Here is an 11,578-nt window from a genome sequence, read left to right as displayed (position 1 = left end):
CGCTAGTGCGCTGAATTTGACGTTCGTACCAGCATTGCTGCGAGTCCTCAGTACGAACGTCAAATTCGAAAAGCGCACTAGCCTTATAGATTTGCTAGTGGCCCTTCTGGTTCTAACGTTCGCAAACTAGAGTGCTGCAAAGTGATGCGAACGTTAGAACCGGGACACTAGAAATGATAGTTGACGCCACCCTTCACGGTATGAAGGTGAAGCTTCGATGCATCTGCGCTCAGGCCCGGAATGCCGAGTGAGTTTCCGCTGTCAAAGCCAAGATAGATGTACTCAGCTTTGACGGACCAGTTCCGATCGAAAGCCCATTCGCCACCGGCGCCCACGGCGTAGCCGAAGCGGGCATCCGTCGATGATGCGCCGTTAGACAGCGCCGCAAGTTGGGCATCCGAGAAGTTTCCAACGACGCCCGGCACGACATTATCGACACTGAGCTTTGTTTCTACATTTGCCCAGGCCAAGCCGCCGGTTGCGTAGAGCATGAACCGGTCCGCGCTATAGCCGATGCGGCCGCGCACGGTGCCGAAGGCGTCGATCGTCTGGCGCAGTCTTGCGACGCCAGTGTAGTCGCCGATATCACCGCCAACGGTGGCGTCCACTGTGAACGGCTTGGCGTCCTCGCCACGCAGCCGTCCGAAGCTGGCATCGGCTTCCACGCCGAATACCCACGGTGACCCGGCCCCCTGCCAATTGTAGCCAATCTGGATGCCGCCAAATCCGCCGCGCGGGCCGGCGGAGAGGTCAAACGGGGCTGTCGTGCCGCCGCCCGGGACGATCGCCATCGATGGGATGATCCCTGTGCTGTAGGCGGCTGGATCGAATATGCCCGACGATCCGGACCCATCGCCGTAGCCTCCATGGGCACCAACATAGAAGCCGGTCCAGTTGAACATCGGGCTTGGCGGTGGCGCCTTAGTGTAGAGGCGGGGAGCCGGCGCAAGGTCGGCAGCGTAGGCCGACGACGCCATGGAAAGAGCGATAAATGCGAAAGCCGTCCGCGATACGAATTTCATTGTGATATCCGTGATTCCCAAGTTGCAGGACATCACTAACGGTCGCCGGAGCTGACGGCTTGGACAGAGCGGTACCTCGGCTTGGACTCAACGGTACTCTGGGTTGATTTGGCTGAAGTGTCGCTTTCGCGCCACAGCGGCGGTTGCGCGTGCAGTCGTCACCGCTCCAAGTTACAGTCGATCGGATCGCATCGAGCAGTACTGTCGGAAGTCTGCTCATCGCTTGCTATGCATGCAATAAAAAGTCGATGAGGCTTTTCATGCGCGCAACAAGAAGGCCGGCTTACTTGGGGGGAAGCCGGCCTGGCTTGGGGGTAGCAAGCACGGAGGGGCCCGCGCTCATTCTAATCCAACAATGTTGTTGATGTGTGGTCGAGTCAGTCGTTGGCGTTAGCGCGCTAATGCTTTCGGAGTTTCCGCTTCCGCATCAGCCAAACTTCCTGCTCCATGCCGCGGGACGATTGCGAACCGTCCTGACCCAGATGAGGGCCGCGAGTGCGAACAAACTCGCAGAGAGAAAGAGTACAGCGTACATTTTACGAATCTTTGCGAATCTCAGAATTCAAAGGTCGCGGCTCTTATCATCGCCGCGTGACATCAACCCATTGGTCTTGGTCATGGGTCTCGGTCATGAGCGAGGACGCCCGGCGCAATATGTCGGAACATCCTCGCGTACCAAGAGGGTTTGTGGCGGCGATATTATTGCCGCGCCCGCCGGTCCAAAATGCATAACACCTCTGCCAAAATCAGTCGTCTCACCCAGCGCAAAGAGTCAGAAACGCTGCATTAAACTTAAGAAGAGGATTGGGACCGCTGTCGCCGACGCTGCTTAAGGAGGATTACTTGGCCTTCGGACCGGACACCCGCTAAAAGGGCCCTTAGCCGCCCCGACGCTCGGCGTTGTTAAGGCTTTGATCCGTCTGACTTTGCCTTGCGGTCGCCATACCGGTACTGTATCGCGGCCGCCACATTGGGGAGCGCGTGGGACCGCGCAGCGGTGTGGCATTCACATAGATTAGCGGCGGGACGGTACAAGTGTCTGAATTATTTAGCGAAATTGATGAAGACTTGCGCCGCGAGAAGCTCAAGAAGCTTTGGGAGCAGTATTCGGTCTTCATCGTCGCAGGTGCGATTCTGATCATTGCGGCGGTCGGTGGCTGGCGCGGCTACCAGTATTGGCAGGCAAAACAGTCGGCGGAAGCCGGCTCGGCTTTCGAGGCTGCCATCACCTTGTCCGAACAGGGCAAGCACACCGAGGCAGAGGCTGCGTTCGCAAAAATCGCCGCAGGCTCGTCCAAGGGGTATGCCGGTTTGGCGCGGCTGCGGACGGCTGCGGAGGTCGCTTTCCGTGATCCGCAGGAAGCCGCGAAGCTCTATGACGCCATTGCTTCGAATTCAGCGATGTCGACGTCGGAACAGGATCTGGCGCGCATTCGTGCGGGGAGCCTGCTGATGGAAACGGCGCCCTACGATGCCATGCGTCAGCGCCTCGAGCCTGCTACAGGCCCGGACCGGACTTACCGGCATTCGGCGCGGGAGCTGCTCGCTTTGTCGGCGTGGCGGAATAACGATGCCGTAGCTGCTCGCCAGTGGCTCGACATGATCGGGAACGACGCGCAGACACCTGCGGGGATGCGCAGTCGTGCGGAAGCCCTGCAGGCATTGTTGCCGCCTGCGGCTAAAAGCTGAAGTTTGATTGGATGAAATCGATGCGTCTTTCGCAGCGCTTGATCGCTCTCACCCTGCTGGCCGCGATTTCCACGGCGTTGGCAGCATGCAGTGGTGGTAATTTCGACCCGACCGATATGATGGATTGGTTCGACACCAAAAAGAAGATTCCTGGCGAGCGCAAACCGGTATTTCCCGATGGCGTTCCGGGCGTCGAGCAGGGCGTGCCGAAGGATCTCTACAAGGGCGCTCAACAGCAGCAGGGCCAGGCACCGGTGGCTGAGACGGCGCCGCCGCCAGCTCCGGCACCCGAACCGAAGGCCAAGCGCAAGTCCAGCTCAAAGACGGCGGCGCGATCGGCCCCGGCTCCGGCTGCCGAACCAGCACAGGATGCCGCACCATCGGAGTCGGAGGAGGGCGGCGCCGCTGCGGTGCCAGATGCTCCGCCACCGCCTAAGGTCAAGCGGAAGCGGATCACTGCGCCACCTCCGGATGCGCCAGCACCACAGGCTCAACAGGCCGCCCCGCCGCCTCCACCGCAGCAGCAGCAACCGGCTGGCGCTTTCCCGGCGCCTTTGCCGAGTGGCGGGTTCGCACGCTGATTTTCTTAGGTCGCCGCGGCCTCCATAGGCCCGCGGCGCTTCATCTGATCCTTTTCTTGACACGTGGTCCGTAAAGGGCGAACGGATCGAACATGTCGTCGTTCAAAATAGCCATCATCGGCCGGCCAAACGTCGGCAAGTCGACCCTGTTCAACCGCCTGGTTGGACAGAAGCTCGCGCTGGTCGATGATCAGCCCGGCGTCACCCGTGACCGGCGCGAAGGCGATGCACGTCTTGGCGATCTCGAATTTACCATTATCGACACTGCGGGTCTCGACGAGGGCGCCAAGGGCTCACTCACCGCGCGCATGCAAGAGCAGACCGAGGCGGCGATCGCTTCTGCCGATGCTTTGATGTTTGTGATCGATGCACGCGCGGGGCTGACGCCGACGGACCGTGCGTTCGCGGATTTTGCACGCCGCGCCAACAAGCCGGTGCTGCTGCTCGCCAACAAGAGCGAAGGCAAGCATGGGGACGCCGGTGCGATGGAAGCCTACGCGCTTGGGCTCGGCGATCCGATCCCGGTTTCCGCCGAACACGGCGAAGGCCTCAGTGATTTGTACGACGCCCTGCGTGAATTGATGCCGGAGCCTATCGTCGAAGACGATGACGAGGACGGCGATCCGGATTCGTTTGCGAATGTTGACGGCGCGGATGAAAGTCTTTCGACACGCCCCATTCGCGTCGCGGTGCTGGGCCGGCCCAATGCCGGCAAATCAACGCTGATCAATCATTTGCTGGGCGAGGAACGCCTATTGACCAGTCCCGAGGCTGGCACGACACGCGACTCCATTGCGGTCGATGTTTCCTGGAAGGGCCGAGAGTTTCGCGTGTTCGACACGGCGGGCCTGCGGCGGCGCTCGCGTATCGAAGACAAGCTCGAGAAGCTCTCGGTGTCGGACGCGTTACGCGCGGTCCGTTTCGCCGAAGTCGTCGTGCTGATGATGGACGCGCAAAACCGTTTCGAAGAGCAGGATTTGCGCCTCGCTGATCTCATCGAACGCGAAGGTCGCGCCATCGTGCTTGCGGTCAACAAATGGGATCTGATGGACCGCGCGCCGAGCCAGATCGCAAAGTTGCGCGAGGATGTAGACCACTGGCTGCCGCAGGTCAGGGGCGCGCCGGTGGTTGCCGTATCCGGTCTGATGGGTGAGGGCATCGATCGCCTGATAAGTGCGATCGAAGATGCTTACGCAGTGTGGAATAGGCGCACGTCCACCAGTCAGCTCAATCGCTGGTTCGAGCAAGCCGTCAATAATAATCCACCGCCTGCAGTGTCAGGACGGCGCCTGAAGCTAAATTATGTCACGCAGACCAAGGCGCGTCCGCCGAGCTTCGTGGTGTTCTGTTCCCGCGCCGATGCGGTGCCGGAATCTTATCTGCGCTATCTGACAAATAGCCTGCGCAGCACCTTCGATTTGCCCGGTACACCGATCCGCATCACGCTGCGCGAGAAGGAAAATCCGTTCGCGCACAAAGCCAAACGGAAATCGTAACAAGCCGCCTCGATATTGGCCGGTGGTCGCCGATGCTTAAGCAGCCGGCGGCTGGAACGTCATGATCGACTTGGTCCGATAGTCGTAGAGCTTGCCGGATTCCGTCCACGACGGCGCGCACATGGGAACGATGAATTCGGCGACCTGGTCAGGCGTATCGAGGGTCATTGGATCTTCGCCAGGCATGACCGTCGCGCGCATGCGAGTGCGGATCGGGCCGGGGCTGAACAGATTGACGCGGATTGGTGTGGTAGCCGTCTCGTTTGCCCAAACGCGCACGAGCGCATCCAGCGCGGCCTTGGACGCTGCATAAGGGCCCATATAGGCGCTGGCTCTGTGGGCGATGCCCGAGGTGAGAAACACCGCGCGTCCAGCATCTGATTGCTGCAGAAGCGGCTCCATGCAGCGGATCAACTGGAAGTTTGCGGTGAGATTGATCGCCATCACGTTGTCCCAGAACTTGGGATCGGTATGGCCGAGAGGCGATGACGTTCCCGCCATGCCGGCATTGCCGACGAGAATATCGAGCTTGCCGTGACGTTCGTTCAGTGCCGCCCCAAGCCGGGCAATGCCGTCGAGAGCCGTCATGTCGAGCGGCACCAGGGTCGCCGTTCCGCCATCTTTTCGGATGTCGTCGTCGAGCTCTTCAAGCCCTCCCTGGGTACGGGCGACTGCGATGATATGCGCGCCGGCGCGAGCCAGCGCCCGGGCGGTGGCATAGCCGATGCCACGCGATGCGCCGGTCACAAGAGCGATGCGAGAGGAAAGATCGGCAGCCATTTAAACGGGTCCTTATCAACGCGGTCCAATTCCGGCCGCTCGTGAGCCGTCTTTTAAAGAGGTGGCCGTTTGGCACAAGGCCGGAATGGCAGAATTGGTACGGCTATCGTGCTAGATGGAGCCATGGATCTGAACCTGCATTCCGCCAGAGGGCGTTGGCGGCCCATGGCCGAAGCGGACCTTCCGGCCACCAATGCTCTCGCAGCTTTCATTCATCCCGCCTATCCAGAGGATGAAGCGGTATTCGCTGAACGACTTGCGCTGTATCCCGCCGGCTGCCGCGTCTTCGAGCAGGGGGACCGGACGGTGGCCTATGTGGTCAGTCATCCGTGGCGGCGCTTCGGGGCGCCTGCACTCAACTCGCTGCTGGGGGCTTTGCCAGCCGCGCCGTCCACATTTTACATCCATGATCTCGCGCTATCGCCCGAAGTTCGAAATACGGGCGCAGCCGCACGGATCGTGGCATGGCTCGTGGAGCATGCGCTGGCGGAACATATCCAACACATGTCGTTGGTCGCAGTGAACGGCTCTACTGGCTTTTGGCAGCGTCAGGGGTTCACCGCAAAGCTTGACCGAACGCTGGCACGCGCGCTCGGCAGCTATGGAGGTGACGCGCAATACATGATGCGCGACCTCTCTTGAGCCAATCGCAGCGAGCTCCGGAAGGAGAGCTTCTCAGCTCGCTTCCGCAAGCAGCGACAACTGGTGCTGGTTTTGCTCGACGTGGGTCTGATCGGTGAGGGAGGTCGGATAATCGCCCGTGAAGCAGTGATCCGAGAATTTGGGATTGGCGGGATCGCGGCCCGGCTCACCCATGGCGCGGTACATGCCGTCGATCGACAGGAACGCCAGCGAGTCTGCGCCGATGATGTCGCGCATTTCCTCGATGCTGTGGGTCGCAGCCAGGAGGCCGCCACGGTCTGGAAGATCGATGCCGTAATAGTCGGGATGAATGATCTGCGGGGAGGCGAGACGGAAATGCACTTCGCGCGCACCGGCATCACGCATCATGCGAACGATCTTCTTTGAGGTCGTGCCGCGGACAAGTGAATCGTCGATCAGGATGATGCGCTTGCCTTCGATCGCCGCGCGGTTCGGCGCGTGTTTCATGCGAACGCCGAGTTCGCGAACGCTCTGGCTCGGTTGAATGAAGGTGCGGCCGACATAATGGTTACGGATGATGCCGAGTTCGAACGGCACTCCTGAAGCCTGACTATAGCCGACAGCCGCCGGCACACCGGAGTCTGGTACAGGGACGACGACGTCGACTTCCGCATGGCTTTCGCGCGCGAGCTGCGCACCGAAGGCTTTACGGACTTCATAGACCGAGCGGCCGCCCACGACGGAGTCCGGCCGCGCAAAGTAGATGTATTCGAAGATGCAGGGGCGAGGAGGGACCGGAGGAAATGGCTTATGAATTTCCTGGCCCTTTTCGTCGAACACGATGATCTCACCGGGTTCGATGTCCCGGACATATTTCGCGCCGATGATGTCGAGCGCGCAGGTCTCCGACGTCAGGATCGGGCAGCCGTCGAGTTCGCCCAGCACGAGCGGACGGATGCCGCGCGGATCACGCGCCCCGATCAGCTTCTTGTTGGTGAGCGATACCAGCGCGTAGGCGCCTTCGATCGTGCGCAGTGCTTCGATATAGCGTTCGATGAACCGGCTGCGCTTGGATTGCGCAACGAGATGCAGGATCACCTCGGTATCGGTGGTGGACTGCATCATGGCGCCGTAGCGCACAAGCTCCCGGCGCAGTGTGAGACCATTCGTGAGATTGCCGTTATGGGCAACGGCGAGACCGCCGGCGTTCAGCTCAGCGAACAACGGTTGCACATTGCGCAGGATGGTCCCGCCCGTGGTGGAATAGCGGACATGCCCAACAGCGTTGGAGCCGGGCAGGCGATCAATCACTTCACCGCGCGAGAAGGTATCGCCGACGAGGCCGAGGCGGCGCTCGGAGTGAAAACGCTGACCATCGAAAGAAACAATGCCGGCAGCTTCCTGCCCGCGGTGCTGCAGGGCATGGAGACCGAGCGCCGTAATCGCTGCAGCTTCAGGGTGGCCGTAGATGCCGAACACGCCGCATTCCTCGCGCAGCGTGTCACCGTCTCCATGCAGGTCCAGATCGCGGTCGTAGTTGTCGGGCGTATCGGAATCGCTGGATTGGCTGTTCATATGGTCCACCGCACCTTTAGTATGTGTGGCTGCTGGACAGGGATTAGCGCCCCGCCGCTTTGCCGTCGATCAACTGTTTAAGCCCATCGCGGGCCGATTTCGCATACCCACCGTCGTTCCCCGCTGCCGCCGTCGAGCGCTGATCGGGAGCAGCATCAGTCTGCTGATCCTCGTCGCCTTTTTTCTTGAACCTCTTCAAGATGGTGTTCTCGGGGTCATCCGGCAAGAGCGACATCAGCCAATCGCCGGTTCCTTGCAGCATTACACGCGACTTGGCGTTACGAACCCATTCGGGCTGTTGTTTGTCGGGCACCAGCCAAACAAAGAACAGGAACGCAACGACCATGATTAACAGTCCGCGCGCAAGGCCAAACAGGAAGCCGAGAGTGCGGTCGAGCGCGCCGATCCGTGAATCGAGGATCATGTCTGATATGCGCACGGTGATGATCGAAACGATGATAAGGGTCAGGATGAACACGCCGGCGACAACAGCGATGGTCGCGATCGTATCGTTGTTGAAATAGGCTTTCGCGCTCGGAAGCAGCTTTTGATAGGCATAGAGCGTGGTGAGGGCGGCTGTGCCCCATGCGGCGATCGACAGGATTTCACGCATGAAACCCCGGATCATAGCCAACAGTCCCGACAGCAGCATCACGGCAAGAACGATAATGTCGAGAAGCGTTATCGGCATTGGTCAGTCAGGTCCCGGTGATCAGGTCGAGGTGACGAATCAGCTCATCATCACGTCGATAAGGTGAAGGCCATATGCCATGTCCCGCAAGGTCACGGAACCCGCAAAAGACCGCTCATCACAGTCAAAACCACATCATTCCCAGGGATTGTCCGTTGACCTTAATGGACGGTTTCTTTGGGAACGCGTTTTGATGGATTGGGGCGGGAACGCAGCCAAGCGCAGGTTGTATAGCGGTGGATCGTGCGGACGTCATCCGCCCATTGCCGGTCCCGGCTGTCAAATCGCGGTGTGACGTTCGATTTGTCCTTAGCTGTGGCTTTCCGGCGCGTCTGGCTTACCCGGGAACCGGCCTGGTCGGATCTAGTCGCTTCCGGATCGGGCCGGCTGTGCCTTTCTTCCGCGTGCTGCGATATCCGCGACCAGGGATGTGAGCGAGCCGACGCTGTTGAGCGACAACCCAGCATCGCCGCCCGGTTCACCGCGCGTGGTTTCTGGGAGGACAGCCCGGGCGAAGCCAAGCTTGGCCGCCTCCTTGAGGCGCGCGGAGGTTTGGGCGACAGGACGAACCGAGCCAGAGAGCGAGATCTCGCCGAAATAGACGGCATCGACCGGCAACTGGGCGTTGACCAGCGATGACACCAAGGCTGCAGCAGCGGCCATGTCGGCCGCCGGTTCCTGAATACGCAGACCGCCTGCCACGTTGAGGTAGACGTCATGGCCCGAAAGCTTGACCCCGCAATGGGCCTCCAGCACCGCAAGCACCATCGATAGTCGGCTGGAATCCCAGCCCACGACCGCGCGTCGGGGCGTGCCGAGTGAGGTGGGGGCGACGAGCGCCTGCAACTCGACCAGCACCGGCCGGGTGCCTTCCATCCCGGCGAACACCGCCGTGCCGGGACTGCCGAGATCGCGTTCAGAGAGGAACAGCTCTGACGGATTCATCACTTCGCGTAAGCCGAGGCCCGTCATCTCGAACACGCCGATCTCGTCCGTGGGACCGAAGCGGTTCTTGATGGAGCGCAGGATGCGAAATTGCTGCGAGCCTTCGCCCTCGAACGACAGCACCGCATCGACCATGTGCTCGACGACGCGGGGGCCGGCGATCTGTCCATCCTTGGTGACGTGCCCGACCAGGATCATGGCTGCGCCGGTCCTCTTTGCGAAGCGGATCAGGGCCTGCGCGGACGCACGCACCTGCGTCACGGTGCCTGGCGCGGATTCCACGGTGTCGGTCCACATGGTCTGGATCGAGTCGATCACCACGAGGCGCGGAGGCGTGCCTTCGGACAACGTCGCGATGATATCCTCAACCGATGTTTCTGCGGCGAGCTGAACGGCGGCGTCGGCCAGTCCCAGTCGCGCCGCGCGAAGCCGCACCTGCGCGATGGCTTCTTCACCGGAAATATAGACAACGCGATGTCCTGCGCGTGCCAGCAGACTGGTGGCCTGGGTCAGCAACGTCGATTTGCCGATGCCGGGATCTCCGCCGACCAGCAGCACCGAACCGCGCACAAAACCACCGCCGGTGACACGGTCAAGCTCACCCATGCCCGATGGCAGGCGCGGCGCGTCAGGGCTGGAGCCGGTCAGTGTTTCAAGTTTGAAAAGCCGTCCCTTGCGTTTTGGACGCAGGTTGGCCGGCATGGTGGTGACGCCGGAGACGTCTTCCTCCGCCAGCGTATTCCACTCGCCGCAGGATTCGCACTTGCCCTGCCACTTGTTATAGGCCGAGCCGCAATTCTGGCAGACGAAGGAGAGGGCGTTTTTCGCCATGGACTAGGGACTCAGTGCGGCTGGGATTTGTGTTCCTCTTTTGTTCGCGATTGTGTCCTGAAAGTCAACCGATTTCGCAATGTCGTCGATAGCGGATGACCGATGGATACGCTTATCCTGTGCCTTGCAGATAACGATAGGGAGTCTCCCGCGTTAGTCGTTCTTCGTTTCCAACCACACTCAACAAATCAAACAACGACCGTGCGTGACCGATCATTCCTGACGGCGTGACGCGGCATTAGGGAGTGACGTTATGAGATGGATTGTTGCGCTCGCAGGTCTTGTTGTCGCGACTGCGGTTCACGCGGCCGATGCGCCGAAATTCCAGGTCGATCCGCAATGGCCGAAGCCTTTGCCCAACAACTGGATCATGGGGCAGGCGGCAGGCGTTGCCGTCGACGCCGAGGATCATATCTGGGTGGTGCAGCGTCCACGCACGCTGACGGACGATGAGAAGGCTGCGAGCCTTAATCCGCCTCGAACCAAATGCTGTGTCCCCGCGCCACCGGTGATGGAGTTCGATCAGGACGGAAATCTGATCAAGGCCTGGGGTGGAAAGGGAGAGGGCTTCGACTGGCCCGCCAACGAACACGGCATCTATATCGACAGCAAAGGGTTCGTCTGGCTCGCCGGAAATGGCGATACCGACGGCATGATCCTCAAATTCACCCGTGACGGCAAATTCGTGATGCAGATCGGTAAGTCCGGCCCGCAGACCGACAGCAAGGACACAACGCGTCTCGGCCGGCCCGCCAATATGACGGTCGATGCCGCCACCAACGAACTTTATGTGGCTGACGGCTACTACAATCACCGCGTCATCGTGTTTGACAGCGAGACCGGCGCCTTCAAGCGCATGTGGGGTGCCTACGGCAAAGCGCCGACCGATGAGAAGTTGCCTGCCTACGATCCTACTGCTGCGCCGTCACAACAGTTCGGCAATCCGGTGCACTGCGTGCGCATCGCGCAGGATGGTTTGGTCTATGTCTGCGACCGGCAGAACGATCGTATTCAGGTGTTCAGGAAGGACGGCACCTTCGTGAAGGAAATGTTCGTCGAGAAGAACACGCTGGCGAATGGCTCGGTGTGGGATCTGGAAATCTGGCCGGATGCCAACGAAACATTTCTGATCAACGCCGATGGCGCCAACAACGAGGTTCGGACGCTTGTACGCGACACTGGCGAGATCGTCGGCCGCTTTGGCCGGAATGGCCGTATGGCCGGCGACTTCCATTGGGTCCACAATCTTGCGCTGGACTCCAAGGGCAATATCTACACAACGGAAGTGGACAACGGAAAGCGGGCTCAGAAATTCCTGCTGACCGGCAACATGGTCCTGAAGAAAAGAACCGCGCAATAGTTGCT

General features: G+C 60.5%; 10 protein-coding genes. 5 read left to right on the top strand and 5 right to left on the bottom strand.

Annotated elements, in window-relative coordinates:
* Positions 1-167: 167 nt before the first annotated feature.
* A complete protein-coding gene (locus ACZ5C3_RS17650; protein WP_464031679.1) occupies positions 168-1,022 on the bottom strand; it encodes an outer membrane protein in 855 nt (284 codons plus the stop codon).
* A 1,035-nt stretch (positions 1,023-2,057) separates the two neighbouring features.
* Between ACZ5C3_RS17650 and ACZ5C3_RS17645 the strand changes: the two genes are divergently transcribed.
* The 3 genes from ACZ5C3_RS17645 (at position 2,058) to der (ending at position 4,788) form a co-directional block, all read left to right on the top strand.
* Positions 2,058-2,711 (top strand): tetratricopeptide repeat protein, encoded by a 654-nt coding sequence (locus tag ACZ5C3_RS17645; RefSeq protein WP_464031677.1) that lies wholly within the window; start codon positions 2,058-2,060, stop codon positions 2,709-2,711.
* Positions 2,712-2,731: 20 nt separating this feature from the next.
* A complete protein-coding gene (locus ACZ5C3_RS17640; protein ID WP_464044190.1) occupies positions 2,732-3,292 on the top strand; it encodes a hypothetical protein in 561 nt (186 codons plus the stop codon).
* A 92-nt stretch (positions 3,293-3,384) separates the two neighbouring features.
* Positions 3,385-4,788, top strand: a complete 1,404-nt coding sequence (der, locus tag ACZ5C3_RS17635) for a ribosome biogenesis GTPase Der (RefSeq protein ID WP_464044189.1) — start codon at positions 3,385-3,387, stop codon at positions 4,786-4,788.
* Positions 4,789-4,824: 36 nt separating this feature from the next.
* On the opposite strand, the gene ACZ5C3_RS17630 is transcribed toward der, so the two are convergent.
* Positions 4,825-5,568: an SDR family NAD(P)-dependent oxidoreductase gene (locus ACZ5C3_RS17630; RefSeq protein ID WP_464031675.1), complete on the bottom strand. Its 744-nt coding sequence runs from the start codon at positions 5,566-5,568 to the stop codon at positions 4,825-4,827.
* A 165-nt stretch (positions 5,569-5,733) separates the two neighbouring features.
* Between ACZ5C3_RS17630 and ACZ5C3_RS17625 the strand changes: the two genes are divergently transcribed.
* On the top strand, positions 5,734-6,210 hold the full coding sequence (locus ACZ5C3_RS17625) for a GNAT family N-acetyltransferase (protein ID WP_464031673.1): 477 nt from the start codon (positions 5,734-5,736) through the stop codon (positions 6,208-6,210).
* A gap of 33 nt (positions 6,211-6,243) precedes the next feature.
* On the opposite strand, the gene purF is transcribed toward ACZ5C3_RS17625, so the two are convergent.
* From purF to radA, 3 genes are all read right to left on the bottom strand, one after another.
* On the bottom strand, positions 6,244-7,746 hold the full coding sequence (purF, locus tag ACZ5C3_RS17620) for an amidophosphoribosyltransferase (RefSeq protein ID WP_464031672.1): 1,503 nt from the start codon (positions 7,744-7,746) through the stop codon (positions 6,244-6,246).
* A 43-nt stretch (positions 7,747-7,789) separates the two neighbouring features.
* Positions 7,790-8,437 carry a CvpA family protein gene (locus ACZ5C3_RS17615; protein ID WP_464031670.1) on the bottom strand — a complete coding sequence of 216 codons (648 nt, stop codon included), beginning with the start codon at positions 8,435-8,437 and terminating at the stop codon, positions 7,790-7,792.
* A 363-nt stretch (positions 8,438-8,800) separates the two neighbouring features.
* Positions 8,801-10,213: a DNA repair protein RadA gene (gene radA, locus ACZ5C3_RS17610; RefSeq protein WP_464031669.1), complete on the bottom strand. Its 1,413-nt coding sequence runs from the start codon at positions 10,211-10,213 to the stop codon at positions 8,801-8,803.
* Between the two features lie 253 nt (positions 10,214-10,466).
* Here radA and ACZ5C3_RS17605 point away from each other — a divergent pair, with 253 nt between their 5' ends.
* On the top strand, positions 10,467-11,573 hold the full coding sequence (locus ACZ5C3_RS17605; protein WP_464031667.1) for an NHL repeat-containing protein: 1,107 nt from the start codon (positions 10,467-10,469) through the stop codon (positions 11,571-11,573).
* Positions 11,574-11,578: the final 5 nt, after the last annotated feature.

Source organism: Afipia dichlorophenoxyacetatis, from assembly GCF_055386385.1.
The sequence above is the reverse complement of the archived record's forward strand: the minus strand, read 5'-3'. Positions and strand labels throughout refer to the sequence as shown.

Bases quoted from the DNA above. Each gene is read 5' to 3' on its own strand.
- ACZ5C3_RS17650 (WP_464031679.1), bottom strand. From the start codon at position 1,022: ATGAAATTCGTATCGCGGACGGCTTTCGCATTTATCGCTCTTTCCATG.
- ACZ5C3_RS17640 (WP_464044190.1), top strand. From the start codon at position 2,732: ATGCGTCTTTCGCAGCGCTTGATCGCTCTCACCCTGCTGGCCGCGATT.
- der (WP_464044189.1), top strand. From the start codon at position 3,385: ATGTCGTCGTTCAAAATAGCCATCATCGGCCGGCCAAACGTCGGCAAG.
- ACZ5C3_RS17630 (WP_464031675.1), bottom strand. From the start codon at position 5,568: ATGGCTGCCGATCTTTCCTCTCGCATCGCTCTTGTGACCGGCGCATCG.
- ACZ5C3_RS17625 (WP_464031673.1), top strand. From the start codon at position 5,734: ATGGCCGAAGCGGACCTTCCGGCCACCAATGCTCTCGCAGCTTTCATT.
- purF (WP_464031672.1), bottom strand. From the start codon at position 7,746: ATGAACAGCCAATCCAGCGATTCCGATACGCCCGACAACTACGACCGC.
- ACZ5C3_RS17615 (WP_464031670.1), bottom strand. From the start codon at position 8,437: ATGCCGATAACGCTTCTCGACATTATCGTTCTTGCCGTGATGCTGCTG.
- radA (WP_464031669.1), bottom strand. From the start codon at position 10,213: ATGGCGAAAAACGCCCTCTCCTTCGTCTGCCAGAATTGCGGCTCGGCC.
- ACZ5C3_RS17605 (WP_464031667.1), top strand. From the start codon at position 10,467: ATGAGATGGATTGTTGCGCTCGCAGGTCTTGTTGTCGCGACTGCGGTT.